General features: G+C 71.0%; 26 protein-coding genes. 16 read left to right on the forward strand and 10 right to left on the reverse strand.

The window, feature by feature from the left end; translation table 11 throughout:
* Positions 1-3 precede the first annotated feature (3 nt).
* Together ACIPTO_RS36190 and ACIPTO_RS36195 are read left to right on the forward strand one after the other, a co-directional pair.
* Positions 4-1725: a thiamine pyrophosphate-dependent enzyme gene (locus ACIPTO_RS36190; protein ID WP_401199147.1), complete on the forward strand. Its 1722-nt coding sequence runs from the start codon at positions 4-6 to the stop codon at positions 1723-1725.
* Positions 1726-1746: 21 nt separating this feature from the next.
* Entirely contained in the window at positions 1747-2832 is a 1086-nt protein-coding gene (locus ACIPTO_RS36195; RefSeq protein WP_401199149.1) for an Ldh family oxidoreductase, read from the forward strand.
* Positions 2833-2898: 66 nt separating this feature from the next.
* Here the strand turns inward: ACIPTO_RS36195 and ACIPTO_RS36200 are convergent, their stop codons facing one another.
* The 3 genes from ACIPTO_RS36200 to ACIPTO_RS36210 all read right to left on the reverse strand — a co-directional run bounded on the left by ACIPTO_RS36200 (position 2899) and on the right by ACIPTO_RS36210 (position 5439).
* A complete protein-coding gene (locus ACIPTO_RS36200; protein ID WP_401199151.1) occupies positions 2899-3834 on the reverse strand; it encodes an alpha/beta hydrolase fold domain-containing protein in 936 nt (311 codons plus the stop codon).
* Between the two features lie 182 nt (positions 3835-4016).
* Positions 4017-5009, reverse strand: coding sequence for a M56 family metallopeptidase (locus ACIPTO_RS36205; RefSeq protein ID WP_401199153.1), 993 nt, complete (start codon positions 5007-5009; stop codon positions 4017-4019).
* A 4-nt stretch (positions 5010-5013) separates the two neighbouring features.
* Positions 5014-5439: a BlaI/MecI/CopY family transcriptional regulator gene (locus tag ACIPTO_RS36210; protein WP_366315721.1), complete on the reverse strand. Its 426-nt coding sequence runs from the start codon at positions 5437-5439 to the stop codon at positions 5014-5016.
* A gap of 230 nt (positions 5440-5669) precedes the next feature.
* Here ACIPTO_RS36210 and ACIPTO_RS36215 point away from each other — a divergent pair, with 230 nt between their 5' ends.
* The 3 genes from ACIPTO_RS36215 to ACIPTO_RS36225 all read left to right on the forward strand — a co-directional run bounded on the left by ACIPTO_RS36215 (position 5670) and on the right by ACIPTO_RS36225 (position 8433).
* The gene (locus tag ACIPTO_RS36215) at positions 5670-7040 is read left to right on the forward strand and encodes a glycosyltransferase (protein WP_401199155.1); all 1371 of its coding nucleotides are present in this window, start codon (positions 5670-5672) and stop codon (positions 7038-7040) included.
* Complete coding sequence (locus tag ACIPTO_RS36220) at positions 7037-7813, forward strand: polysaccharide deacetylase family protein (RefSeq protein WP_401199157.1); 777 nt, start codon at positions 7037-7039, stop codon at positions 7811-7813. The genes ACIPTO_RS36215 and ACIPTO_RS36220 overlap by 4 nt, the downstream gene beginning before the upstream one ends.
* Before the next feature lie 98 nt (positions 7814-7911).
* The gene (locus ACIPTO_RS36225) at positions 7912-8433 is read left to right on the forward strand and encodes a MarR family winged helix-turn-helix transcriptional regulator (protein WP_401199159.1); all 522 of its coding nucleotides are present in this window, start codon (positions 7912-7914) and stop codon (positions 8431-8433) included.
* A gap of 104 nt (positions 8434-8537) precedes the next feature.
* Here ACIPTO_RS36225 and ACIPTO_RS36230 read toward each other — a convergent pair whose 3' ends face one another.
* Together ACIPTO_RS36230 and ACIPTO_RS36235 are read right to left on the reverse strand one after the other, a co-directional pair.
* Entirely contained in the window at positions 8538-9599 is a 1062-nt protein-coding gene (locus ACIPTO_RS36230; RefSeq protein ID WP_401199161.1) for a dihydrodipicolinate reductase, read from the reverse strand.
* A 79-nt stretch (positions 9600-9678) separates the two neighbouring features.
* Positions 9679-10344 carry a TetR/AcrR family transcriptional regulator gene (locus tag ACIPTO_RS36235; protein WP_401199163.1) on the reverse strand — a complete coding sequence of 222 codons (666 nt, stop codon included), beginning with the start codon at positions 10342-10344 and terminating at the stop codon, positions 9679-9681.
* A gap of 145 nt (positions 10345-10489) precedes the next feature.
* Between ACIPTO_RS36235 and ACIPTO_RS36240 the strand changes: the two genes are divergently transcribed.
* The 6 genes from ACIPTO_RS36240 to ACIPTO_RS36265 all read left to right on the forward strand — a co-directional run bounded on the left by ACIPTO_RS36240 (position 10490) and on the right by ACIPTO_RS36265 (position 16635).
* Positions 10490-11770, forward strand: coding sequence for an acyl-CoA dehydrogenase family protein (locus tag ACIPTO_RS36240; RefSeq protein WP_401199165.1), 1281 nt, complete (start codon positions 10490-10492; stop codon positions 11768-11770).
* On the forward strand, positions 11767-12789 hold the full coding sequence (locus ACIPTO_RS36245) for a phosphotransferase family protein (RefSeq protein WP_401199167.1): 1023 nt from the start codon (positions 11767-11769) through the stop codon (positions 12787-12789). Before ACIPTO_RS36240 ends, ACIPTO_RS36245 begins: the two co-directional genes overlap by 4 nt.
* The gene (locus ACIPTO_RS36250; protein WP_401199169.1) at positions 12786-13754 is read left to right on the forward strand and encodes an NADPH:quinone oxidoreductase family protein; all 969 of its coding nucleotides are present in this window, start codon (positions 12786-12788) and stop codon (positions 13752-13754) included. Before ACIPTO_RS36245 ends, ACIPTO_RS36250 begins: the two co-directional genes overlap by 4 nt.
* Positions 13744-14595 carry an acyl-CoA dehydrogenase family protein gene (locus tag ACIPTO_RS36255; protein ID WP_401199171.1) on the forward strand — a complete coding sequence of 284 codons (852 nt, stop codon included), beginning with the start codon at positions 13744-13746 and terminating at the stop codon, positions 14593-14595. The genes ACIPTO_RS36250 and ACIPTO_RS36255 overlap by 11 nt, the downstream gene beginning before the upstream one ends.
* A complete protein-coding gene (locus ACIPTO_RS36260; RefSeq protein ID WP_366315701.1) occupies positions 14592-15740 on the forward strand; it encodes an acyl-CoA dehydrogenase family protein in 1149 nt (382 codons plus the stop codon). The genes ACIPTO_RS36255 and ACIPTO_RS36260 overlap by 4 nt, the downstream gene beginning before the upstream one ends.
* Before the next feature lie 103 nt (positions 15741-15843).
* Positions 15844-16635, forward strand: coding sequence for an enoyl-CoA hydratase (locus ACIPTO_RS36265; RefSeq protein ID WP_401199173.1), 792 nt, complete (start codon positions 15844-15846; stop codon positions 16633-16635).
* A 56-nt stretch (positions 16636-16691) separates the two neighbouring features.
* Here the strand turns inward: ACIPTO_RS36265 and ACIPTO_RS36270 are convergent, their stop codons facing one another.
* From ACIPTO_RS36270 to ACIPTO_RS36290, 5 genes are read right to left on the reverse strand one after another with little or no spacing between them, the layout of a single operon-like run.
* Positions 16692-17918 (reverse strand): amidohydrolase family protein, encoded by a 1227-nt coding sequence (locus ACIPTO_RS36270; protein WP_401199175.1) that lies wholly within the window; start codon positions 17916-17918, stop codon positions 16692-16694.
* Positions 17919-17924: 6 nt separating this feature from the next.
* The gene (locus ACIPTO_RS36275) at positions 17925-18245 is read right to left on the reverse strand and encodes a hypothetical protein (protein ID WP_366315696.1); all 321 of its coding nucleotides are present in this window, start codon (positions 18243-18245) and stop codon (positions 17925-17927) included.
* Positions 18232-19497: an aromatic ring-hydroxylating dioxygenase subunit alpha gene (locus ACIPTO_RS36280; RefSeq protein ID WP_366315694.1), complete on the reverse strand. Its 1266-nt coding sequence runs from the start codon at positions 19495-19497 to the stop codon at positions 18232-18234. The genes ACIPTO_RS36275 and ACIPTO_RS36280 overlap by 14 nt, the downstream gene beginning before the upstream one ends.
* A 4-nt stretch (positions 19498-19501) precedes the next feature.
* Positions 19502-20164, reverse strand: a complete 663-nt coding sequence (locus tag ACIPTO_RS36285; RefSeq protein ID WP_401199178.1) for a carboxymuconolactone decarboxylase family protein — start codon at positions 20162-20164, stop codon at positions 19502-19504.
* Positions 20161-20865, reverse strand: coding sequence for an SDR family NAD(P)-dependent oxidoreductase (locus ACIPTO_RS36290; protein WP_401199180.1), 705 nt, complete (start codon positions 20863-20865; stop codon positions 20161-20163). The genes ACIPTO_RS36285 and ACIPTO_RS36290 overlap by 4 nt, the downstream gene beginning before the upstream one ends.
* A 234-nt stretch (positions 20866-21099) precedes the next feature.
* On the opposite strand from ACIPTO_RS36290, the gene ACIPTO_RS36295 reads away from it, so the two are divergent.
* From ACIPTO_RS36295 to ACIPTO_RS36315, 5 genes are read left to right on the forward strand one after another with little or no spacing between them, the layout of a single operon-like run.
* On the forward strand, positions 21100-21831 hold the full coding sequence (locus ACIPTO_RS36295) for an SDR family oxidoreductase (RefSeq protein WP_366315688.1): 732 nt from the start codon (positions 21100-21102) through the stop codon (positions 21829-21831).
* Positions 21828-23267 carry an aldehyde dehydrogenase family protein gene (locus ACIPTO_RS36300; protein WP_401199183.1) on the forward strand — a complete coding sequence of 480 codons (1440 nt, stop codon included), beginning with the start codon at positions 21828-21830 and terminating at the stop codon, positions 23265-23267. Before ACIPTO_RS36295 ends, ACIPTO_RS36300 begins: the two co-directional genes overlap by 4 nt.
* The gene (locus ACIPTO_RS36305; protein ID WP_401199185.1) at positions 23264-24469 is read left to right on the forward strand and encodes a CaiB/BaiF CoA transferase family protein; all 1206 of its coding nucleotides are present in this window, start codon (positions 23264-23266) and stop codon (positions 24467-24469) included. Before ACIPTO_RS36300 ends, ACIPTO_RS36305 begins: the two co-directional genes overlap by 4 nt.
* Positions 24470-24509: 40 nt before the next feature.
* The gene (locus tag ACIPTO_RS36310; RefSeq protein WP_401199187.1) at positions 24510-25877 is read left to right on the forward strand and encodes an ABC transporter substrate-binding protein; all 1368 of its coding nucleotides are present in this window, start codon (positions 24510-24512) and stop codon (positions 25875-25877) included.
* A gap of 54 nt (positions 25878-25931) precedes the next feature.
* A complete protein-coding gene (locus tag ACIPTO_RS36315) occupies positions 25932-26126 on the forward strand; it encodes a ferredoxin (protein WP_327406534.1) in 195 nt (64 codons plus the stop codon).
* Positions 26127-26155: the final 29 nt, after the last annotated feature.

Here is a 26155-nt window from a genome sequence, read left to right on the forward strand (position 1 = left end):
GAGATGACCGACACCACCCGCACCCCTGGCGCCGACGGCGGCGACGCCCTCGTCACCGCCTTCAACGCCGTCGGCGCCGACTACATCTTCTGCTCGTCGGGCTCCGAGTGGGCTCCCGTCTGGGAGTCCCTCGCCCGCCGCCACCGCGACGGACTGCCCTGCCCGCGGTACCTGGACCTGACCCACGAGACCGTCGCCGTCGGCATGGCCACCGGCTACGGACTGATCGAACGCCGGCCGCAGGGCGTCCTGCTGCACGCGGCCCCCGGTCTCCTCCAGGGCTCGATGGCCGTGCACGGGGCGCTCCTCGCGGGCGTCCCGATGGTGGTCGGCTCCTCGGAGTCGACCACGTACGGCGACGGGCCCGGCCAGGACCCGGGCGGCCAGTGGTACCGCAACCTGTCCGTCGTCGGCGGCCCGCACCAGATCGCGCAGCCCTTCACCAAGTGGTCCACCGAGGCCGCCAGCGTCCACACCCTTCCCATGATGGTGACGCGGGCGGCGGAACTCGCCTGGCGCGTTCCCGCCGGACCGGCCTACCTCAACGTCCCGCTGGAGATCCTCCTGGAGGACTGGGACGGGCGCGAGGCCAAGCCGATCGTCCGGCCCGGCTCCACACACAGCTCGCCCGACGAGGTCGACCCCGTGGCCCAGTTGCTCCGCGAGGCGAGGAACCCGGTCATCGTCACCGAGACGGCCGGGCGTGAGGCGGGCGGCTTCGAGGCACTCGTCGCCTTCGCCGAGGCGTGGCACATCCCGGTCGTCGAGCCCGACTCCGCGGTGTGCGGCAACTTCCCGCGCACCCACCCGCTGCACGCCGGCAGCGACATCGGGCCCTGGATGGACGAGGCGGACCTCATCCTCCTCGTCAACTGCCGTGCCCCCTTCTACCCGCCGTCGCGCCGCCCCTCCCGGGCGACGGTCGTCGTCATCGACGAGGTGCCGCAGCGCCCGCATGTCGTCTACCAAGTGCTGTTCGCCGACCGGTACCTGGAAGGGAACGTCGCCAACACCCTGCGCCAGCTCGCCAAGCGGGCGAAGGACCTCGACGAGACGGCCGTGGCGGCGCGCGGGGCCGCGCAGGAGGCCCGCCGCACGGCCGAGCGGACGGCGATCACCCGGGCCGAGACCCTGGCCGGGAGCGCGGCCGAGGGCGCCGGGGGCGTCGACCCGGTCCTGGTCGCCGCGACCCTGCGCAGACTGCTCGACGGCACGGACGCGATCGTCGTCGACGAGACCATCACCCACAGCCGCGTCGTCAGGCGCCACGTCCGAACCACCGACCCCGACGCGTACTTCTACGTCCAGGGCGGTCTCGGCCAGGGCATCGCGGTCGCCCTCGGCGTCAAACTCGCCGCACGGGAACGCCCGGTGGTCCTCACCATCGGCGACGGCGCCTTCACCTACAACCCGGTCATCCCGTCGTACGACGCGTCCAAGGCCTACGAACTCCCGCTGCTGATCGTGGTGTTCAACAACCGTGTCTACAAGTCGATGAATCTCAACCACCGCCGCTTCTACCCCGAGGGCGCCGCCGCCGACACCGGTGAGTGGCTCGGCACCGATCTGCGCCGGCTGCCCCGACTCGCCGCGTTCGCCGAGCCGTTCGGGATGCACACCGAGACCGTCGACGCCCCCGAGGCCCTCGCCCCCGCGCTGGAGCGGGCGCTCAAGGCGGTGGCGGAGGGCACCACCGCCGTCGTCGACGTCCTCGTCACCCGCTGAACCAGGAAGGCACCCGCCACCATGTCCGACACCGCAACGCCCAAGCCGGGCAAGGTCCTTGTCGCCGCCGACGAGCTGCGCGCCTTCTCCGCCGCGCTCCTGGAGAAGGGCGGTCTGCGCGCAGGGCAGGCGCGCACCACCGCCGACGTGTTCGTGTGGGCCGCGCTGCGCGGCGTCGACTCGCACGGCATCGCCCGCGTCCCCGCCTACCTGGACCTGCTGGCCAAGGGCGTGGCCAACGCCGACGCCGTCCTCACGGTCGAGTCGACCGCCCCGGCCGCCGCCGTCCTGGACGCCGACCGCGCGCCCGGCCCCGTAGCCCTCAGCGCCGCCGCCGACGAGGCGGTGACCAGGGCCCGGATCAGCGGAGTCGCCGCGGTCGGCGTCCGCCGCACCGTGCACACCGGCGCCATCGGCTACTACGTGTCGAAGATCGCCGAGCAGGGACTCGTCGGCATCGGCTACGTCGCCGGAATGCCCAACATGGCCTACGCGGGCGTCAAGGGCGCCGCCGTGGCGACCAGCCCCCTCGCCATCGCCGTACCAGCGGAGGCGCACGCCCCGCTGCTGCTCGACATGGCCACCGCCACCATCGCCCTCGGAAAGATCCGCCAGGCGAAGGCGAGCGGCACCCCGCTGCCCGAGGGGGCCGCCGCCACCGCGGACGGCACCCCGACCACCGATCCCGAACTCGCCGTCATGCCCCTGCCGTTGGGCGGCGCCAAGGGGTCCGGGATGTCCCTCGCGTTCGAACTCCTCACCAGCGTGCTGGTCGGCGCGCCGATCTTCGCCGCGTTCCACTCGGACGATCCGCGGGGCCGCGCGCACCGTCAGAACGCCCTTCTGATCGCCCTCGACCCGGCGGCCTTCGGCGACCCGGCCGCGTTCACCGAGGCGGTCGACGCCACACTGGCCACGCTCAAGCGACTGCCCCCGGCCGACGGTGCCGAGGGAGTCTTCTACCCCGGCGAGCGCAGCGCGGCGGTCGCCGAGAGCCGGGGTGCGGAGGGCATCCCCGTCGCGCCGAAGGTCTGGCGCGAACTGACCGAGGCGGCGGAGAAGTTCGGCCTCACGCTGCCGGAGCAGGTACCCGTGCCGACCGCGTGACCCAGCGGCACTTCGCCGACCGTCCGAGGGAGGCGGTCGGCGAAGTGCGGTGTCCGTGCGGGGAGTTCAGGCCCCGCCGACGGCCTCACGCAGCTGACGGGCGATCAGGGCGTAGGTCAGGCGGGCCCGTTCGTCGTCCGTGCCGTCGTACCCGTGGTCGGCTCCGGCCACGTCGACGTGCTCGACGAGTGACCCGGCCGTCCGCAACCGGTCGGCGTAGCGCACACCCTCCGCCTTGAGCAGGTCGTACTCCGCCGTGACGACCAGCGCCGGAGCGATGCCCTTCAGGTTCGCGGTGTCCGAGGGATGAGCGGGCGACACGAGCCGGTCGGAGCGCACTTTCGGATCCGGGACGTACGACGTGTCGAAGACCTCCGCCATCCAGGGCCGCAGCATCGGCTTGGCGATGGCCGCGTGCTTGTCCTTCGCGCTGGTCACGAGGTCGAGCGGCGGATAGTGCAGCACCTGGAGCGCGAGGGAGGGACCGCCCTCCTCCAGCGCCTGCCGTGCCACCGCCGCCGCGAGCCCGCCCCCGGCGCTCTGCCCGCCCACGGTGAGCCGGCCGCCGTCCCAGCCCTGCTCCGCGTCGTGCTCCGCGATCCACCGGACCACCTCGAAGGCCTGCCGGGGCGGCGCGGGGAAGGGATGCTGCGGCGCGACGACGTAGTCCACGTTGACGACCACGACGCCCGCCTCCGCCGCGAGGAACCGGCAGAGCGGGTCGTCCAGTTCGGTCAGCGGTACGACGTAGCCGCCGCCGTGGAAGTTCACGTGCACCGGGGGCGGCGGACCCTCACCGGCCGGCAGGTACACCGTCGCCCGCGCCGGGGCGATGCTGCTCGGGATGGTCAACTCCCGCGTCCGGCGCGGGTGTTCGGGAAACCGTTGATGCGAGGCGGCGGCGGAACCGCGCCCGCTCGGGCGCCGGTCGGCCAGCACGGAGAGGCGCTGCAGGGACTTGGCGGCGAGTGCGGCCACCGCGGGCCGGGCCAGAACAGACATACCGCTCCATGGGTGGAGTGCGCGCGACGGGTGATCCCGTCCGATCGCCGGGTTCGATCAACAGGATTCCTGTCGATGAGTGGGCCGACGATAGCACGGGCGCGCGGCGGGCGGACCCTGTGATCGGCGCTGTTCCGGGGTGGGAGGCGGTGCGGGGGCGGGGATGGCGAAGCAGGCGGTGGTCACCTGAACCGGACGGGCTCGTCCCTGTCCTCGCGGTCGGGGCAGGGTCCGTGGTGCGCCGGTGCGACGGTCGCCTGCTCCGTCACCCCGGCCGCCCGCTGGGCCGTCTCGATCATCTGCTCGCTGTCGGTCGCCGCGTCGGCCAGGCTCGCGCAGCACACGACGAGGAGCGCGGCGCCCGCGACCAGCGGCAGGGCCCGGCGTGGGGGAGGAGGGGCGAGCAGTGCCCGGACCCGCTGCGGTACCGCCCCGCCGGTCGCGGCCAGCACCGGGCGGGACCGGTTCGCCGACCCGGCGAGCGCCGCCCGGCCCACGGCGTGCGCGACGACCGTCCGATCGCCGACGCGTACCGCGGCCTCCTCGTCGGCCCAGCGCTCCAGGACGAAGCCGCCCGCGCCGGACAGCGGTCGCAGCAGGGGATTCGCGGCGGCGGAGAGGCGCCAGAGGGTCTGGAAGAGATGGTGGCGCCCGCGCAGGTGGGCCCGCTCGTGGGCGAGCAGGGCCTCGCGCTCGCGGTCGTCGAGGCAGCGCAGCATGCCGCGCGACACCACGATCCGCCCGGGCGACCCCGGCAGTGCGAACGCCTCGGGCGCCGCCATGTCCAGGACCGCCAACTCCGTGTCACCGGGCAGGAGTCTGCACTCGCGACGGGCCCAGCGCAGATGCCGCAGCTGGCGTACGGCGGCGACCGTGAGGCCCGTGAGGGAGGCGAGGAGGGCGAGTGCGGCGAGCCCGGAGACCGCGAGGTGGACCGGGTCGGAGGCGCGCACCGCCGCCACCGACCAGCGGCCCTCCTCGGCGACCTCGGGGATCTGCACCAGCCCGGCGAACGCCAGCAGTGCCAGGGAGCCCAGCCAGCCCGACGACGCCACCAGGGCGGCGGCGGCCAGCGACCAGGCGGCCGGGCGCGGGGCCAGCCGGCGGGCGGCGCGGGGAGCGAACACCGCGAGCACCATGGTGATCAGGAGGGGGACGTACACGCTGATCAGCACAGGATCACCGCCCCTCGTCGGCGCGGCCGGTGTGCTGCCGCCCGTCGGGTCCGGACAGCAGTCGTTGCAGCACCTGCTCGTCCTGCTCGGAGAGTTCGGAGACGAAACGGGTGAGCACCGCCTCGCGGTCGCTGCCGTGCTCCAGCAGCGAACGCATCCGCTCCGCGGTGTGCGTCGCCTCGTCGCGCGCGGGCGCGTACGCGTAGCCGCGGCCCGCGCGGTGCCGGACGAGCATCCCCTTGTCGTGGAGGCGCGACAGGATCGTCAGCACGGTGGTGTAGGCGAGGTCTCCGGGCAGTCGGTCCTTCACCTGGCGCGCGGTCTGCGGTCCGTCGGCGCCGTAGAGGGCGGCGAGGACACCGCTCTCCAGCTCACCGCGCGCCCGCCTGCCGGACGTAGCCCCGGGCTCGTCGCTCTTCCGGTCGTGCACTGTCCACCCCACCGCCTTTCCTCGCTCGGTTGCCCAGCCTACCCGGCTGTCTACTACGGCCTGTAGGAAGTGCGCCAGGGCTCGGAGTGTCCGGGTGAGGGGCCGGTCAAGGGACTGATCGGGACGGCGACCGGGGCCGTGCCGTCTCGAACTACTACATGTCGTACGAGCCTAGCTACTACATGTTGTAGAGTTTCGCCGCTCCACTCCACCCGCGGAGGAAAAAGCCCATGCCCCACCCCGGAAACACGGCGTGCCGTCCCTCGTCGGCCGAGCGGATCGTGATCGTCTCGGCGAGCGTCGGGGCCGGTCACGACGGCGCCGCCACCGAGCTGGAGCGGCGCCTGCTCGCGGCCGGACTGGCGGTCGACCGGTTCGACCTGCTGGACGTGCTGCCCGCCCGGCTCGGCCGACTCGTCCGGGACGGCTACCACCGCCTGCTCGTCCGGGCGCCCTGGATCTACCAGCGGATCTACAACAGGACCGAACGCGCGGGCGGCGGCGGCCCCCTCGCGCGGGCCCTGCTGCGCTCCGCCGAGACACGGCTGCTGCGCGCACTGCCCGCCGACACCGGCGCCGTCGTGTCGACCTACCCGGGCGCGAGCCGGGTCCTGGGCTCGCTCCGGCTGGACGGCCGGCTGACCGTGCCCGTCCTCACCTACCTCACCGACTTCTCCGTGCACCCGCTGTGGGTGGCCGACGGCGTCGACGTCCACCTCGCACTGCACGCCGTGCCCGCCGCGCAGGCCCGGGCCGCCGGGGCGCGCGACGTCCGCGTGTGCGGCCCGGTCGCCGACCCGCGCTTCCACCCCGTGCCCGCGCCGGAACGCGCCGCGGCCCGTGCTCGCTTCGGCCTGCCTCCCACCGCTCCACTGGCCCTGCTCGTCGCCGGTTCCTGGGGGGTGGGCCCGGTCCGTGCGGTCGCCCGGGACCTGCGCGACTGCGGCGCGGCCGTACCGCTCGTGGTCTGCGGCCGCAACGACACGCTCGCCGAGCAGTTGCGCGCGGACGGCATCGAGCACGTGCACGGCTGGGTCGACGACATGCCCGGCCTGATGCACGCGGCCGACGTCCTGGTCCAGAACGCGGGCGGCCTGACCTCCCTGGAGGCGTTCGCCACGGGCCTGCCCGTCGCGAGCTACGGCTGCATACCCGGCCACGGCCTCACCAACGCCGCCGCCCTGGACGAGGCGGGCGTCGCCGCGTGGATCCGCGAACCGTCCCAACTCAAGGACGTCCTGGCCGAGTTGATCGACGGCCCGCGCGGTCTGCTCCAACGGCGGGCGGCCCACGCCCTGTTCACGGCCGACGCCCACGGCCCGGCCGCCGAAACGGCCCGCGTCTGCCGCGCCGGCGCCGCCCCCACGGCCACCTCCGCCCCACGGCGGACCGTCCGCCCGGCCGCCTTCCGCCTCGCCACCACCACCGCCCTGGCCTGCGCGGTCTGGGCGGGCGCGGTCGGCACGGCGGTCGCCACCACCGAAGGCGCCCCGGACCTGATGCAGGCGATAGGCCACCACCTCGACCTGGACGACCTGCCCCACGAACACCACACGGGCCAGGGGCCGCACGGGCCGCACGCGAAGGGACGGCACGCATGACCGCCGCCCGCCTCCTCCGCGCGACCGCCCGCATCGCGCTCCCCGCGCTCCCGGTCCTCGCCGCCGCGTACGCCGCCCCGGTCCTCTCCACCTACGGCCCGCTCCGCAACCGCGTCATGCCCCGTCTCGCCGGCCGCGGCCGTCCGGATCACGTGGCGCTCACCTTCGACGACGGGCCTGACCCGCTGTCGACCCCTCTCTTCCTGCGGCTGCTCGACGAGCGCCGTGTGCACGCGACCTTCTTCCTCCTCGGCCGGCAGGCGGTACGCGCCCCCGGCCTCGTACGGGAGATCGCCGCCGCCGGACACGAGATCGCCGTCCACGGCTGGCTGCACCGCCCGTTGCTGCTGCGCGGCCCCCGCGCCACCCGTGACGACCTGGCCCGCGCCCGCGACGCGGTCGGCGACCTCACCGGAAGCGCGCCCCGCCTCTTCCGCCCGCCCTACGGCGTGATGTCGACCGCCGCCCACCTCGCGGCCCGCCGCCTGGACCTCACGCCCGTGCTGTGGACGGCGTGGGGCGAGGACTGGCGGGCACGCGCCACACCCGAGTCCGTGCACCGGACGGTCACCGGCGACCTGCGCGGCGGCGGCACCGCCCTGCTCCACGACTCCGACTGCACCTCGGCTCCCGGCTCCTGGCAGGCCACCCTCGGTGCCGTGCCGCGCATCCTCGACACCTGCGCGGCGCGCGGGCTGTCCGTGGGGCCGCTGCGGGACCATGCCGTGGGTCCCGTCCGCAGCGCTAGCGGCGCAGGGAGCGGGGGCGCCTGAGCGGCGGGACTCCCGGGAAGTACTCTCTCCGCAGCGGTGGTGGGAACCGCACGCCGTGACTTACTTGAGTTACGCAACGATATGGTAAAGTGGGTTCCATGTCCACACCACCGATCCCCGCAGAGCCCGCCTCCCCGGAGGTGACCGAGATCGAGCGAGCCCTCACTCGGATCACCTACCTGAGCACGCGTGCCCGCCAGCACGACCGGCTGATGGCCCTCGCCGGGGTACCGCTGGACCGGGCGGCGGTGGCGTTGCTGCGGCAGATCGCCGACTCCGACCCGCTGCGCCCGGGGGAGCTGGCCCAGCGCCTCGGCGTGGAGGCCTCGCATGTGACGCGGACGGTCCAGCAGCTGCAGAAGTCCGGCTACGTCACCCGGGTGCCCGACCCGGACGACCGCCGGGCCCAGCGGATCGAGCTGACCGAGGCCGGCCGGAAGGCCGTGGTCAGCGTCCGGGACGCGGGTGCGCGCGGGATGCAGATGGCCCTCTCCGAGTGGTCGACGGACGAACTGCAGCAACTGGCCACGCTGTTCCACCGCATGGTCGACGACTTCCTGAAGTACGCGATCGACGAGGACGGCGAGCCGGAGACCGCGGCGCCCGCGAGCACGGTCTGAGATCCGGGCACGGACTGTCCAAGTCCCGCTGAACGGGGACTGGTTGGTAGCCGGGGACAGTCGAGGACAGCCGGTGCCCGCCGGTCGCGTCGATCGCGTCGGCCTCAGTGGAGGTCGGCGACGATCTGCGGGAGCTCGGCCGTGGAGCGGATACCCGGGGGTGCCGCGCAGACGAACGGTACGGCGTTGACGGCCCGGTTGGCGGTGTAGGACGGGGACATCGCGGCCATGCGGTCGAGCGGCACGGGAAACCGCAGATCGACATCGAGCGGCGCATCCCCCTCGACCGACACGTGCCAGCCGGTCGCGCGGAGGTCCCACGCGGGGTCGAGGTCGGTGGTGCAGTACCAGTGCGCGCGGAACCGCAGCAGCGGTCGGCCTTCGCGCAGCCCGGACACGGTGATCCGCTGCGCGGCGACCGTGCCTTCGGGCAGCGTGCCCGCGGCGATTCGCGTGGTGCTCCGGGCGGTCGCGGCCTCGCCGACCGCCTCCACCGAGTCGAGCGGTACGGAGAGTGCCTCGGCGAGCAGCCGCAACGAAGGGCCGAAGCTGTCCCGCAGCCCGGCCAGCCGCTGTTCACCGAACTCGGCAGGGGGCCGGCCGAAGCCCATCACCTCGAACAGCAGCCCGGGGGAGGCCCGTTGGGAGAGATCCGCGAACTCGTCGATCGTCAGCGCGTCGAGCCGCCGCTGGATCGAGGTGAGCGCCAACGGCAGCGCCTCCGTGATGAACCCCGGGCTGCTGCCGGTGCTGTGGACGGAGGTCCCGCCGCGCGCGCACGCTTCCTCGACCCGCTTGCGCACCACCGGGTCCAGGCTGGGTGCGTGATGGAACTCGCCGCGCGTGGACACGACGTTCACCCCGGACGCGAGCAGCGCGCACACCTCGTCGAAGTCGCAGGCGCGCGGGGTGTAGAGGACGCAGTCGGCGCCCAGTGCCAGGATCTCGTCGATGTCGTGCGTGGCGACGACCCCGGTGACACCGGCGTCGCCTCCGCTCAACTCACCCGCGTCCAGGCCTGACTTGGCCGGCGTATGGACGTACACGCCGGCCAGGGTCAGCCGCGGATGCTCCAGTACGGCACGCATCGTGCGGGCGCCGATGGTGCCGGTGGCCCACTGCACGACCCGGTAGCGCTGTACCCCTTGCCGTAGCGGCTCGGTCATCGCCCACCTCCCGTTGCGGTGGGCGAGAACCGTACTCTCCGTTGTGGAGAGCGTCAATCACGCTGCTGTCGAGGGTCCGTCAGTTGCGCACCGGGGCACCCGAGAGGCCGCCGAGGCAGAACTGCCAGACCTCCTCGGCCGTGACCGCGGCGGCGTGGCTGTCGGACGGAACTCCGTTGCCCTGTGCGACGAACATGACCGTCTGCATCAGGATCGAGGCCTGACGGCGGGGCTTCCCGGCCGGGATGACACCGGCGTCCTCGGCCCGCTCGACCAGCTCCGTGAACACCTGGAGCAGCGGGAGATGGGCGGTGGCCACCTGCGCGGGGTGCTTCACCAGCAGCTGGAGCGCGAAGTCGCTGAACAGGGGGCGCTCGACACCGGGGTTGGACAGCGACTGCTGGAAGAGCATCTCCACCGCGAGCCGGAGTGCTTCGAGCGGATCCGATTGAGCACCGGCCGTCTCGCGGATCTCCGCCGCCGACGTGGACAGCGCGTCCTCGAACAGGGCGAGCAGCAGCTCGTGTTTGCCGTCGAAGTGCTGGTAGAAGCTGCGCAGTGACTGTTTGGAGCGGTCCACGACCTCCTGGACCGTGAAGTCCGTCGTCCGCTTCTCCGCGATGAGTTCCTGCGCCGCGTCCAGGAAGCGCTGTACACGCTGTTCGGCGCGGAGCTTCGCGGCGCGGGTGGAACGCTCGACGGCGCGCTGGCGCCAGGCTGGTTGCTCTTCGGGGACAGCTGTCACAAGAAGAACGATACTCCACTTCAGCGGTAACACATCGGCTTCCCCTACCGAAGGACGCACCGCAAGTTTCGAGACCCTTACTTGCGTGAGATGAGAATGATATTCTCACGGCCATCCGTCCGGGTTGGCAGGAGGTTCGTCTGACATGGCATGGGACTTTTCCACCGAGCCGGAGTTCGAGGAGAAGCTGGAGTGGATCAGACAGTTCCGCTCCGAGCGCGTCGACGCGCTCGACCTGCTCCACCCGGACCGCGCCTACCATCCCCTGGACGACGAACTCGGCCCCGTGGTGCGGACGTTGAAGCAACAGGTCCGTGACGCGGGCCTGTGGGCACCGCACCTCGGCCCCGAACTGGGCGGGCGCGGCTTCGGCCAGGTGAAGCTGGCGCTCATCAACGAGATCCTGGGCCAGTCGAGTTGGGCCCCCGTCATCTTCGGCACGGCCGCGCCCGACACCGGGAACGCCGAGATCATCGCCCGCTACGGCACCGACGAGCAGAAGAAGCGCTATCTCGAACCCTTGCTGGAGGGCGAGTGCTTCTCCTGCTTCTCCATGACCGAGCCCCAGGCCGGCGCCGACCCGACGATGTTCACCACCCGCGCCGAGCGCGACGGGGACGAGTGGGTCATCACCGGACGCAAGTTCTTCTCCTCCAACGCCCGCACCTCGCGGTTCGTCATCGTGATGGCCGTGACGAACCCCGACGTCAGCCCGTACAAGGGCATGTCGATGTTCCTCGTGCCCAGCGACACCCCCGGCGTCCGCATCGAGCGCCACCTCGGCATCATGGGCGAGGCCACCGACGAGGGCATGCACGCGCTCATCGCCTACGACGGCGTCCGCGTCCCCGCCGACGCGCTGCTCGGCGGCGAGGGCCAGGCCTTCGCGATCGCCCAGACCCGGCTCGGCGGCGGGCGCGTCCACCACGCCATGCGGGTCGTGGGCCAGAGCCAGAAGGCGCTCGACATGATGGCCGAGCGCGCCCTGTCCCGCGAGACCCAGGGAGAGCGCCTCGCGGACAAGCAGCTCGTGCGCGCCGACCTCGCCGACTCCTACGCCCAACTCGCCCAGTTCCGGCTGTTCGTGCTCCACACCGCCTGGCAGATCGACACGTACCAGGACTACAAGCGGGTCCGTAAGGACATCGCCGCCATCAAGTTCCTCACCCCCAAGGTGCTGCACGACATCGTGTACCGCTCGATGCACCTGCACGGAGCGCTCGGCGTCTCGAACGAGATGCCGTTCTCCGACATGTGGAACGGCGCCGCCGTCATGGCCGTCGTCGACGGCCCCACCGAGGTCCACAAGATCACCGTCGCCCGTGACCTGCTGCGCGGCTACGAAGCCGCCCCAGGCCTCTGGCCGACCCAGCACCTGCCCACTCGCCGCGCCTGGGCCCGGAAGCAGTTGGAGGACCTGCTGTGACGCTCGCGCATACGGAATCCCTCGCCCGCTGGCTGGACGACCAGGGCATCGCCCCCGGCGAACCCGTCGAGACGTCGTACATCTCCGGAGGCACCTCCAACGACATCTACGGCGTCCGCCGCGGCGACGTGAGCATGGTGCTGCGCAAACCGCCGGAGAAGGTCCCGCCGGGACGCAACGAGACCATGCTCCGCGAGTACCGCGTGCTCAGGGCGCTCAACGGCACGGACGTCCCGCACCCCGAGGCGATCGCCGTGTGCGACGACACGAGCGTGCTCGGCTCCTGCTTCTACCTCATGGCCCATGTCGACGGCTGGTCCCCGATGACCTCCGACGGCTGGCCCGAACCCTTCCTCGGCGACCCGTCGCTGCGCCCCGGCCTCGCCTACCAACTCGTCGAGGGCATCGCCAAGTTGGGCAACGTGGACTGGCGCGCACAGGGCCTGGAGGGCTTCGGCCGCCCGGACGGCTTCCACGACCGGCAGGTCGACCGCTGGCTCGCCCACCTCGCCGCGTTCAGCTTCCGCGAGATACCCGGCCTGGAGAGCGCCGCCGCCTGGCTGCGGGAACACCGCCCCGCCCACTGGGAACCCGGCATCATCCACGGCGACTACCAGTTCGCCAACGTCATGTTCCAGCACGGCGCACCCGCCAGGCTCGCCGCCCTCGTCGACTTCGAAATGGCCACCGTCGGGGACCCGTTGCTCGACCTCGGCTGGGTGATCATGGGCTGGCCGGACGCCGACGAGGACCGCACCCGGAAGGGCTATGTCGACTACACCGGCATGCCCGACCGCGCCGACCTGCTGGAGCACTACGCCAAGGTCAGCGGCCGGGACGTCAGCGAGATCGACTACTACGTGATCCTCGCCCGCTTCAAGATGGCCGTGGTCCTCGAAGGCGGCTACGCCCGCCACGTCCGGGGCGAGGGCGGCAACCCGAAGATGGCCCACTACGGCGACGTCGTCCTGCAGATGGCCGCCCAGGCGGCCGAACTCGCCGCGACCACCCGGCTATGAGAGCCGCCCGCTGCCACACCGTCGGCGGCCCGGTGGTCGTCGAGGACATCCCCGAACCTCCTTTCTCAGGACCGGAGTTCACCGAGGAGAACGGCATTCCGGTCGACGTGCACCACGCGGCCGTCAACTTCGCCGACGTCCTCGTCATCGACGGCACCTACCAGGTCACGGCGGAACCGCCCTTCACCCCCGGCAGCGAGTTCGCCGGCGTGGTCGCCGCCTCCGCGCACGGATTCGAGAAGGGCGAGCGGGTCTTCGGCTCGATGTTCGTCGGCGCCTTCGCCGAACGCGTCACCGCCCGCCCCGCCGCCCTGAGCCGCATCCCCGACGGCATCCCCACCCAGCGCGCGGCGGCCTTCGGCGTCAGCCACGCCACCGCCTACGACGCCCTCCGCCTCGTCGCCGGCGTACGGCCCGGCGAACGCGTCGCCGTGCTCGGCGCGGCCGGCGGAGTCGGTCTCGCCACCGTCGAACTCGCCGCGCTGCTCGGCGCGGAGGTGATCGCCGTCGCCTCGACCGAGGAGAAACGCGCGGCGTGCGCCGAGCAGGGCGCGCGGGTCACGTTGCCGTACGACGAGCTGAAGCGGAGCCTGCGGGACGCGGGCGGCGCCGATGTCGTCATCGACCCGGTCGGCGGGCCATACGCTGAGGAGGCGCTGCGGGCCATGCGCTGGGGCGGGCGGTTCGTCAGCGTGGGGTTCGCGAGTGGCGAGATCCCACACATCCCGCTCAACCTCCCCCTGCTCAAAGGCGTCAGCCTGCACGGCTTCGACCTCGGCGGCTGGGCCCGGCACCGGCGGGACGACCTGGTCACCGCCCGCACCGAACTCCACGGACTGTTCGCCGCGGGCAGGATCCGGCCCCGCGTGCACGCCGTGTATCCGCTCGCCGACGTCGCCGAGGCCCTCGCCCTGGGCCGGCGCGCCATCGGCAAGGTCCTTCTGGAGGTCGCGCATGGAGTTTGAGTTCGACGACGGACAGCGGCTGCTCCAGCGAGTGGTCCGCGAAACGGTCACCAAGTCACGGTCCCTGCCCGAGGAACAACTCTGGTACACCTACCTGGAGTTGGGCTGGCTCGACGCCCCGCCGGTGGAACTCGCCATCGTCCTGGAGGAGTTGGGGTACGCCGCCGATCCGACGCCCTTCCTCGCCACGGCCACCTGGTTCGCCCCGCTGGCCGGACGGCTGCCGCGCGGATCGGGCACCGGCGTCTTCGACGGCGCGGGACGGTTCGTCCTCGACGCCGACCGCGCCGACGAGATCGCCCTGCTCACCTCGGAGGGCGTGGTCGTACGGGACGGAAAGGAACTCGCCGCCGAGCGGCTGTCCGTGTTCGACCCGACCCTGCACGTCGCCCGGGTGGAGGCACCGGACCTGGTCGCCGGCGTACCCGACCTCGCCCTGATGGGCCTCGCGGTCAGCACGGTCGGCAGCTGCCGGCGCATCCTCGACCTGGTCGTCGCCCATGTGAAGCAGCGGCACCAGTTCGGCGTCCCCATCGGCTCGTTCCAGGCGGTCAAGCACAAGGCCGCCGACATGTACGTCGCCATCGAACGCGCCAAGGTGCTCGCCTACTTCTCCGCGCTCACCATCGCCGAGGACGACCCGCGCTCCGGCCGGGCCGCCGCGATGGCCAAGGCCGCCGCCGGGGAGTGCCAACGGGTCTGTTTCCGCAACGGGTTCCAGCTGTTCGGCGCCATGGGCTACACGTGGGAGAACGAACTGCAGATCCATCTCAAGCGGGCCAAGGCCGGGGACCTGCTCCTCGGCACGGCGTCCGAACACAGGAAGGCGCTGCTGGCATGAGGCTGGCCCCCGATCCCGAGGTCGAGACGTTCCGCGCGGAGTTCAGCGCCTTCCTCGACACCCACCTGCCCACCCCCGAAGAGGCCACCGTCCACTCCAGGTCCAGCGCGGACATCCCCGAGTGGGCCCGCCGCTGGCAGCGCAAGCTCTTCGACGCGGGCTGGCTGCTGCCCGCCCAGCCACCCGAGTACGGCGGCCGCAACGCCACCCTGCCCCAAGTCGTCGCCCACCTGGAGGAGTTGTCACGGCGACGGATCTACCACAGCTTCAACCCGCAGGGACTCAACATCATCGCGGCCTCCCTGCTGACCTTCGGCACCGAGGAGCAGAAACGCGACTGGGCCGTGCCCCTGCTCCGCGCCGAGATCACCGCCTCGCTCGGCATGAGCGAGCCCGGAGCCGGCTCCGACCTGGCAGGGCTGCGCACCCGCGCGTCACTGGAGGGCGACCACTTCGTCGTCAACGGGCAGAAGGTGTGGACCTCGGGCGCGCACGACGCCGACGTCCTGCTCACCTTCGTCCGCACCGATCCCGACGCGCCCAAGCACAAGGGCATCAGCGTCCTGCTCATCCCCACCGACTCCGAAGGCCTGGTGCGACGGCCGTTCGGGTCCATCGCCGCGCCCGACGACCTCGACTTCAACGAGGTGTTCTTCACCGACGTCCACGTCCCGAAGGCGAACCTCGTCGGCCCCCTCAACGAGGGCTGGCGCGTGGCCAACGGCTCGCTCGGCCATGAACGGACCCTGCTGTGGGTGCACTACGCCGAACGCATGGACGCCCTGATCCAGGACGCGCCCTGCGACGAGGAATGGTTCGCGACCCTGCACATGGACGTCCAGGCCCTGCGGCTGCTCGGCTACCGGCTGCTCGGACCCGACCGCGACCCGGCGGAGATCTCGGTGCTCAAACTGCTCGGCTCGGAGGCCGCGCAGAACGCCGAGCTGAACGCCCTCGAACAGCACGGGGCCGAGTCGCTGCTGCATCCGGTGCGGACCGGGCCGTACACCCATATGAACCTGCAGACCTTCAACGCCAGTTGGTTCGAACGGTACGCGCGCAGCTTCGGCGGGACCATCGCCGGCGGCACCTCCGAGATCCAGCGCAACATCATCGCCGAGCGCATTCTCGGCCTGCCGCGCTGAAACCGTCGCAGGCCGCACCCGCCGTAGCCGCAACTGCCGTGTGCCACCGCCGTGTTCCGCAGCCAGAGCCGCCCCTCCCGAGAGCCGACAGAGGACAAGACGCATGGACGAGATCCTGTACGAGGTGGACGACCGGGTGGGGATCATCACCCTCAACCGGCCCGAGGCCGCCAACGCGCAGAACATGGCACTGCTCGACGCCCTCGACGAGGCCTGGAGCCGGGCCGCGGCCGACCCGGACGTGAAGGTCGTCCTCCTGCGGGCCAACGGCAGGCACTTCTCGTCGGGACACGACCTGAAGGACCGCTGGCCGGCCCCGGCCGAGATCACCCTGGAGTGGATCTACAGCGCGGAGACCCGCCGCTACCTGGAGTACACGCTGCGCTGGCGCAACGTGCCCAAACCGACGATCGCCGCCGTGCAGGGCAAGTGCATCGCAGGCGGACTCATGCTCTGCTGGCCCTGCGACCTGATCGTGGCCGCCGAGAACGCCGAATTCTCCGACCCCGTCGTGCACATGGGCATCGGAGGAGTCGAATACCACGGCCACACCTGGGAGTTGGGACCGCGCAAGGCCAAGGAGATCCTGTTCACCGGCCGCGCCGTCACCGCCGAGGAGGCGGAGAGGGTCGGCATGGTCAACAAGGTCGTCCCCCTGGACCGACTGGGCACCGAAGCCATGGACCTGGCCCGGCAGATCGCCCGCATGCCGTCCTTCGGCCTCCGCCAGGCCAAGCGAGCCGTCAACCAGAGCCTCGACGTCCAGGGCTTCTACGCCGCCATCCAGTCCGTGTTCGACATCCACGAGACCGGACACGGAAACGCGCTGAGCGTGACCGGATATCCCATCCTCACGAAACTCGACGCCATGAAGGAACGCCTCAGGAACCAGTAGGCCGGGCCGGGTCCGCCGATCCCGGCGGACCCGGCCGACCCGACGCGGAGTCCGGCTCACCGGCGTTCGTCTCGGAAGACCTTCCCGCCCTTCATCACGAACCGCACGTCCGCCATCACGGAGACATCCTCCAGGGGATCGCCCGGCACCGCGATCAGGTCGGCGAGGAGTCCTTCCGCGACCCGGCCCCTGTCGTCGGCGTCGATCAGTTCCGCCGCGTTCACGGTCGCCGCCCGCAGCGCCTCCAGAGGAGTCATCCCGCGCTCGACCAGGGCGATCAGCTCCTGGGCGCCGCGGCCGTGCGGGATCGCCGGCGCGTCCGTGCCCAGGGCCATCCGGACACCCGCCTTGCCGGCCCTGGCCACCACGGTCTTCGCCCGCGGGAAGATCTCGGCGGCCTTCTCCTTCAGGACGGGCGCCGCGTGGGACAGGTCCATCCCGTCGATGAGTGCGGTCGTCGGCACCAAGAAGGTGCCCCGCTCCGCCATCAGCGCGATGGTGTCGTCGTCGAGCAGGAAGCCGTGCTCGATGCAGTCGATGCCCGCCTCCACCGCCGACCGGACGGCGTACGCCCCATGGGTGTGGGCCGCCACCTTGAGTCCGCGCCGGTGGGCCTCGTCGACGATGGCGCGCAGTTCCTCGTCGGAGTAGTGCTGCGCGCCGGGCGTGCCGGTGTGGGACATCACGCCCCCGGACGCACAGACCTTGATGAGCCGTGCCCCGTGCTTGATCTGGTAGCGGACGGCCTTGCGGACCTCGTCCACTCCGTTGGCGATGCCCTCCTCCAGGGAGAGCGGCATGATCCCGGGCGCGTAGGCGGCGAACATCGTGGGGTCGAGATGCCCGCCGGTGGGGGTGATGGCGTGGCCCGCGGGCACGATGCGCGGGCCGTCGATCCAGCCGGCGTCGATGGCCTTGGCCAGCGCGACGTCCAGCAGATACCCGCCCGTCTTCACGAACAGGCCGAGGTTGCGGACCGTGGTGAAGCCCGCGCGCAGGGTCCGCCGGGCGTTGCCCACCGCGCGGAGCATCCGCAGCGGGGGATCGTCCTGGACGGGGGAGAGAGCGAGCGTCTCACCCCGGCCGCCCATCAGGAGGTTGACCTCCATGTCCATGAGCCCGGGCAGGAGGGTCATGTCGCCGAGGTCGATGACCTCGCCGCCGGTGTCCGCGCTCGCCCCGCCGGTGTGCGTGATGCGGTCGCCGTCGACGGTGACCAGCCCCGGCGACTCGAACTCGCCCGTCTCCACGTGCAGTACACGCGCCGCCTTGAGCGTGAGCACGCCGGGTCAGACCTTCGGCTCGACGACGAGGTCCATGGAGGCGGCCCCGCTGTCGGGCACCCGGGCCTGCTTCCAGACCTCGACCGGGAACGACACGTTCACCAGAGAGAACATCAGAAGCAGCAAGTTGCGCTCCTGCTCAGGGAGTTCGGCGAGAGGGAAGGCGTCGAGATGCTCGGAGGCCTGTTCCAGGAGCGGGAACGCGGCGTCGTAGAAGGCCTGCATCTCCTCCATGGAGCTGGCCAGGCGCTTGGCGTACCGCTCGCGCTCGGACTCCAGGACCCACGCGCCGAACGGTTCGAGAGCCGCGAACTCACTGGGCAGCATCGGTGTGCTCCTTGACGTAGTCGGCGACCGTCTTGTGCAGATGGCGGAGCAGCAACTCCTGGTCGCAGAGCGGGAAGTCGGTCACCACCCGGCTCTTGAGCATCGTCTGGGTGGCCTCAAGAGTGTTGCCGTCCTGGAGCGCGTACTCCTTGAACGTCACGGCCGCCAGTTCCTGCTTCAGCCGCTCGCGCGCCGTCCTGGCGGGCACGAAGTACAGGTTCGCCTCGAAGAGGTGCTTGTCCACGGCCGTCGGCCAGTAGTGGTACGTCAGGTACCAGCCGGGCTTCCAGATCAGCAGCGTCATGTTCGGGAAGAACTCGAAGGAGTCGTTGCCCCACGCGCGGTGCCGGCCCGGGTTGAGTCCCGTCGGGAGACTGTCCAGGCCCTCGATGTCGGGCGCCTCCCAGGGCCCGAACAGGCCGCTGCGCAGGGCGCGTTCGATCGGCTTGACGATGGTCAGGTCCTTGGGCGGGGACATGCCTCCCCAGGAGGAGATCATCGAGTGCGGGGGGTGGATCTCGTAGTGCAGCGCCTCGTACCCGACGTTGAAGAGCTTGTCGGCCTCGTCCTTGACGGCCTGCTTCATGTGCAGGACGGGCGCGTGGTAGAACTCCGCGAACGCGTCGATGAACAGCTTCCAGTTGCTGCCGATCTCCGCCTTGTACGTGAAGACCTCGGTCATCTCGTGGAAGGGGTAGCCCTCCAGGCCCTTGGCGAACTCGCCGAGGTACTCCTTCAGCGGCTGCGCGTCCGGGTCGAGGTTGACGAAGACGAACCCCTCCCACACCTCGCAGCGGACGAGCTTGAGGCCGTAGTCCGCCTTGTCCAGGTCGAAGAACTCCTGCTCCTGCTGGACGAAGGTCAGTTCGCCGTCCAGGCTGTAGCGCCAGGCGTGGTACTTGCAGGTGAACTGGCGGCAGGTGCCCTTGACCTCCTCGCCCGGATAGTCGTTCCACACCAGCTTGTTGCCGCGGTGGCGGCAGACGTTGTGGAAGGCGCGGATCTCCTTGTCCCTGCCCCGCACGATCACCAGTGAGGTGTCGGCGACGGCCAGCTCCTTCGTGAAGTAGCTGCCGGCCTTGGGCAGTTGCTCGACCCGGCCGACGTTCAGCCAGGTCCTCTTGAAGATCGCTTCCTTCTCGGCCTGGTAGTACGCGGGGTCGATGGAGTCCTCGTAGTTGACCGGGCCGGTGCCCAGTTCGGGGTAGTTCTCGGTCCAGCTGCCGGCCTCGGGCTTGCTGAAGTGTGGCATGGGATCACCCCTCTCGCATGTGAGAATACCATTCTCGTTTTGGGAAACTGAAGTTCTCTTCCGAGATCGCGGGGTCGAGTTCCACGCCGAAGGTGTTGAGGGCCATCGTGAGCATCGTGTAGGCGCCGACGGTGAACACCAGGTCCATCAGCTGGTGTTGGTCCAGGTCGGCGGCGAGCGCCGCGTAGGTCGCGTCCGACAGGCCCGAGTCGGTGTCGAGTTCGTCCACCGCCCGGTTGAGCAGGGTGTCGGCGCCCGTGCGGACCTCGTCGATCTCGTCCTCGGTCACCCCGGCCTTGCGGCCGATCAGGACGTGGCTCGCCCACTCGTACCGGCTGCCCCGCCGCCACGCCACGCGCAGCACGGCCAGCTCGCGCACCCGCACCGGCAGCGTCGTGGTGTTGAGGTGCATGTTGAACGTCAGGAACGCCCGGGCCAGCGCCGGATGCCGCTGGAGGGTCCCGAGGACGTTGGCCTCGGGCAGCCTCCGATGCGGATCGATGACCGAGAACACGTCGTGGTCCCAGTCCTCGTACGGCACCGGGGCGATGCGAACGCCGTTCCCGGCGGCGGTGCTCGCGTGCTCGCGGTGCTCGGTGCCCGTCTCGGCCGGAGTGTCGTGCCGCTCGGCGCCCGTCTCGTCGCCGCGGGTCCCGCCCCCGCTCATGTGTTCCGCCCGCCGTTCACGCCGAGGATCTGGCCCGTGATGTAACCGGCCTCCTCGGACACGAGGAAGGCGCAGGCCGCGGCGATGTCCTCGGGGCGCCCGACCCGCCGTACCGGAGTGCGCTGAATGTGCTCGTCGACCGTCCCGCCCAGGAGTTGACGCTCCTCCGAGCGGCGCAGCATGGGCGTGTCGATGAAGCCGGGCGGCACCGCGTTCACGGTGATGCCCTGCGGGCCCAGCTCCAGGGCCAGCGCCTTGGTCAGTCCGTTGACCGCCGACTTCGCGGCCACGTAGTGCGTCATGAACGGCTGGCCGGACTGCGCGCTGGACGAGGAGATGTTGACGATCCGGCCCCAGCCGGCCTCCGTCATGTCGGGCAGGACCGCCTGCACGCAGTGGAAGACGCCGTGCAGATTGACGTCGATGACCCGCTGCCAGGCCTCGAACGTGAGGTTGGCGAAGCGCTTGTAGCCCTCCATGCCCGCCGCGTTGACCAGTACCGTCACCGGGCCGAGCTGCTCGCGGACCTCGGCCAGCGCCTCGTCCACCTGGGCCCGGTCGGAGACGTCGGCCTTCCGGGAGAAGCCTCGGTCGGACGGGTTGAGGTCGAGGGTGGCGACCTGGAGGCCGTCGGCCTCCAGGCGGTGCGCGATGGCCTGTCCGATGCCGGAGCCACCGCCTGTGACGAGGGCTGTCCTCATGCCGGAACCCCCTTCGTCTCGATCATGGAAATCTCCCTTCCGGATCTGAGAAGCGTATTCTCGTCTCCGGTGCTTCGGAAGTCCCGCGCGGGCGGGGGCGGTTCGTCGCGCCCCGTGTGCCCGCCGGTGAAAAGGCGGGATGACATTCTCGCTTCCGGATGGTTGATTCGCGTATACAGAGAATGTAGTTTCCGCTTCATTGGAGCAAGCCGCCCATCCATGCGAGGAGACAGGATGCGGTTCCAGGACAAGGTGGCGATCGTCACCGGAGCGGGACAGGGAATCGGCGAGGACTACGCCCGGGCGCTGGCCGCCGAGGGGGCACGGGTCGTGGTCGCGGACATCAACGAGGAGCAGGGCCGGCGGGTCGCGAAGGACCTCGACTCCGCGCTCTTCGTCAAGGTCGACGTCGGAGACCCCGCCTCGGCCGACGCGCTGGCCGCGGCCACCGTCGCGGAGTTCGGCCGCATCGACTTCCTGATCAACAACGCCGCGATCTACCACAGCATGCGGCGCGAGGGCCTGACCACCGTCGACGTCGACTACCTCAACCGGTTCATCCAGGTGAACCTGATGGGCGCCCTCTACGTCACACGCGCCGTCGTCCCGCACCTGACCGAGGGGGCCGCGATCGTCAACCAGTCCTCCGCGGCCGCCTACATGGCCAGCGGCTACTACGGCCTGGCGAAGATCGGCATCAACCACCTGACCGCGTCGCTCGCCGCCGAACTCGGCGGCCGGGGCATCCGCGTCAACGGCATCGCCCCCGGCCCCACCGACACCGAGGCCACGGCCACCGTCGTACCGGTCGAGTTCCAGGAGCGGATGACCCAGGCCCTGGCGCTCAAACGGATGGGCACGCCCGGCGACCTGACCCCCACCGTGCTGTTCCTGCTCTCCGACGACGCGGGCTGGCTCACCGGCCAGACCATCAGCGTGGACGGCGGACAGGTGGTGCGGCTGTGACCCGCCTGCTCATCGACGGCCGGCTCGTCGAGGGGGAGCGGACGTTCCCCTCCCTCAACCCCGCGACCGGCGCCGTCCACGGCCACGCGCCCGACGCCACCACCGCCCAGGCCGAGGCCGCCGTGGCCGCCGCGCGCACGGCCTTCGACACCACCGCGTGGCCGACGGACGTACAGCTGCGCATCCGCTGCCTCGACCAGCTGCACCAAGCGCTCACCGACCATGTCGAGGAGCTGCGCGAGCTGACCATCGCCGAGGTCGGCGCACCCCGCATGCTCACCCACGGCCCCCAACTCGACGACCCCGTCAAGCTGGTGCGCTACTACGCCGACCTGCTGCGCAAGTACCCGCTGACCGAGGAGCTCGGCGAGTCCGAGATCCGCGGCCAGCGGCACCGGCGCTGGGTGGAGAAGGAGGCGGCCGGGGTCGTGGCGGCGATCATCGCCTACAACTACCCGAACCAACTCGCCCTGGCCAAGCTCGCCCCCGCGCTCGCGGCCGGCTGCACGGTCGTCCTCAAGGGCGCCCCGGACACCCCGCTGACCACCCTGTTCCTCGGCCGGCTCATCGCCGAGCACACGGACATACCGCCGGGCGTGGTCAACGTCCTCAGCTCCTCCGGCGCCGACGTCGGCGAGACACTCACCACGCATCCCGACGTCGACATGATCACCTTCACCGGGTCCACCGCGACCGGCCGCCGCATCATGGAGGCCGCGAGCCGCACGGTGAAGAAGGTCTTCCTCGAACTCGGCGGCAAGTCCGCCATGATCGTCCTCGACGACGCCGACTTCGCCACCGCCGCCATGTTCGCGGCCGGCACCATCTGCTCCCACTCCGGGCAGGGGTGCGCGCTCACCTCCCGGCTGCTCGTGCCCAGGGAGCACCACGACGAGATCGTCGCCATGGTCGCGGCAGGCCTCGCCCGCATCCCGCTGGGTGACCCCGCCGACCCCAAGACCTTCGCCGGCCCGCTCATCAGCGAGCGCCAGCGCGACAAGGTCGACGGCATGGTCCAGAGGGCGGTGGCGGCGGGCGCGAACCTCGTCACCGGCGGTGAGAAGGTCGATCCCGGCTTCTTCTACCGGCCGACCCTCCTCAGCGACGTCGACCCGGACAGCGAGATCGCCCAGGACGAGGTCTTCGGGCCGGTCCTCGTCGTGATCCCGTACGACGACGATGACGACGCCGTCCGCATCGCCAACAACTCGGTCTTTGGCCTCTCCGGCGGTGTCCAGAGCGCCGACGACGAACGGGCCGTCGCGCTGGCCCGCCGTATCCGCACCGGCACCTTCAGCATCAACGGCGGCAACTACTTCGCCGCCGACGTGCCGTTCGGCGGCTACAAGCAGTCGGGCATCGGGCGCGAGAGCGGTGTCGCCGGCCTGGAGGAGTTCCTGGAGTACAAGTCGTTCGCGGCCGTGGTCCGGTCATGATGCCGCTCGAAGGCATCCGCGTCCTCGAGGTCGCCATGTACGGCTTCGTGCCCTCGGCGGGAGCCGTCCTCTCCGACTGGGGAGCGGACGTCATCAAGGTCGAGCACGCCGTCAGCGGCGACCCGCAGCGCGGTCTGCGGCAGACCGGCACCATGCGCGTCGAGGGCGACCCCAACCCCAACGTCGAGCATGCCAACCGGGGCAAGCGCAGCCTCGGCCTCGACATCTCCCGCCCCGAGGGCAAAGAGGTCCTCCACGACCTCGCCCGGCGCGCGGACGTCTTCCTGACCAGCTTCCTTCCCGGTCACCGGGAGCGGTTCGGCATCGACGTCGACGACATCCGTAGCGTCAATCCCCGCATCGTCTACGCCCGGGGCAGCGCCTTCGGTCCGCGGGGCGCGGAGGCGGGGAAAGGCGGCTACGACATGACGGCGTTCTGGGCCCGTGCGGGCACCGCCGCGAGCATCACCCCCGAAGGCACCGACGGCATCATCAACCCGCCCGCACCGGCCTACGGCGACACGATCTCCGGCACCAACCTCGCCGGCGGCATCGCTGCCGCGCTCCTGAAACGCGAACGCACCGGCGAACCCTCGGTCGTGGACGTCTCGTTGCTCGGCAGCGGACTCTGGGCGATGGGCCACGCCACCGCCCTCTCCCTGCACCTCGGCAAGCCCTGGATCCCGCCGCCCGTCGGCACCCACGGCTCCGTCGCCAACCCGCTGTCCGGGTTGTACGCGACCTCCGACGGCCATCATCTGGCGTTCGTCATGATGCAGCCCGGCAAGTTCTGGGCCGATGTGTGCCGGCACATCGGCCGCCCCGAACTCGCCGACGACCCCCGCTTCGACACGGCCGAGAACCTCGTCTCCCACACGGCCGAGGCCGTCGGGATCCTGCGCGAGGTCATCGCCACCCGCACCCTCGCCGACTGGAGCGGGCGCTTCACCACCCTGGCCGGGCCGTGGGCCCCGGTGCAGGACTCCCTGCAAGTGGGCGACGACCCGCAGATCAGAGCCAACGACTACCTGCTGCGTGCGGGAGAGCTCGAACTGGTCGCCAGCCCCGTGCAGTTCGACATGCACGCCCCACACCTCGGGCCCGCACCCGAGTTCGCCGCCCAGACCGAGGAGATCCTCCTCGAACTGGGCCTGGACTGGGACCGCATCATCGCGCTCAAGGAGGCGGGCGCGGTCACCTGATCCATCCGACAGCGGGACTCATTCTCAACGAGGAGAACCGATGAGACGCTTGCTCATCCCCGCGCTCGTCCTGGCCCTCGCGGCCGCGGCCGGATGCTCCGGCCGTTCCAAGTCCGCGGACACCAGCAGCCCTTCCACCACCGGAGCCGCCGACACCGCCACCGCGGACTTCGGCACGCTGAAATCCGTGTGCGGGAAGGGGACGGCCAAGACCGTCACCAGCCAGGGCGTCACCGCCTCCGACATCAAGGTCGGCGTCTTCACCGACGTCGGGTTCACCAAGAACCCGGAGTTCGAGAACGCGGCGAAGGTCTTCACCTCCTGGTGCAACGCCGCCGGCGGCATCAACGGACGCACGATCACGCCCGTCACGCACGACTCGCAGCTGATGCAGGTCAACCAGCAGATGATCTCGGCCTGCCGCACCGACTTCTTCGAGGTCGGCGGCGGCGCGGCCCTGGACGGCCTCGGCGTCAAGACCCGGCTGAAGTGCCTGCTTCCCGAGTTCCCGGCGCAGGTCACCTCCGAGATCGGCGCGGACCTCCAGGTCATGACCACGGGCGCCTCGACCGGGTACTCGCCCTACGCCGGTTACTTCTCCTGGCTGCTGAAGGAGGCGTACCCGTCGTCCGTGAGCGGCCTCGGCATCATCACCGGAGACGTACCCGTCACCAAGGTCATCGCCGCCCAGGACAAGGAAGTCCTCACCGCGATGGGCGGCAAGGTCACCTACTCCGACCTCTACCCGGCACAGGGTGTCTCCGACTGGACGCCGTACGCCCAGTCCATCAAGACGAAGAAGGTCAAGGGACTCGTCTTCCTGGGCGACTTCACCCAGCTGGCCAAGCTGGAACAGGCGCTCACCAACATCGACTACAAGCTCGACTGGATCGACGCCAACAGCAACGCCTACGGCCCCGCCTTCCTCAAGCTGGCCGGCCCCGTGCTCGGCACACAGACCAACTTCGCCTCCATCAACGGCGCTTACCCGCTGGAGAAGGCCGACGCCAACCCGGCGACGAAGGAGATGGTCGCCCTGTTCCGGAAGTACGCGCCCGACGCGCAGATCACCCTGCCCGCCATGCAGGCCTTCTCCGCCTGGCTGCTGTTCGCCACCTCCGCCCGCGACTGCGCGGAACTGACCCGCAGGTGTGTCCTGGACAACGCCAAGAAGCAGACCGACTGGACCGGGGGAGGGCTCCAGGCCTCGATCGACCTGTCCTCGCCCGACGTGCCCCTGAAGTGCTTCAACGTCGAGAAGGCCACCACCAGCGGCTGGGTGCCGGCCGACTTCAAGCCCACCGACGGCGCCTACCGCTGCGACGCGCCCTCCTACAAGTTCAAGGGCGACTACGGCAAGGCGCCGACGCTGGGCGACGTCGGCAAGTCGCTGTCCGACCTCACGTAGTCACGCCACAGCACCCGTTCACCTCAGCGTCCAGCACGGCAGGAAGGAAGGACCGTGAAGGTACGAGTCGACCCCGAGCGCTGCCAGGGCCACACGCTCTGCGCGATGCGCGCTCCCGACACCTTCGAACTCAGCGAGATCGACGGGCACTCCTCGGTCGTCGAGGAAGAGGTCCCCGCCGACCAGGAGGCGGCCGTCCGCGAGGCGGTCCTGTCCTGCCCGGAACGGGCGATCTCCCTCATCTCCTGACCCCCACCGCAGCCACCGAGCAGGAGAGG

It is taken from the genome of Streptomyces sp. NPDC090083, from assembly GCF_044747445.1.
Lineage (GTDB): Bacteria > Actinomycetota > Actinomycetes > Streptomycetales > Streptomycetaceae > Streptomyces.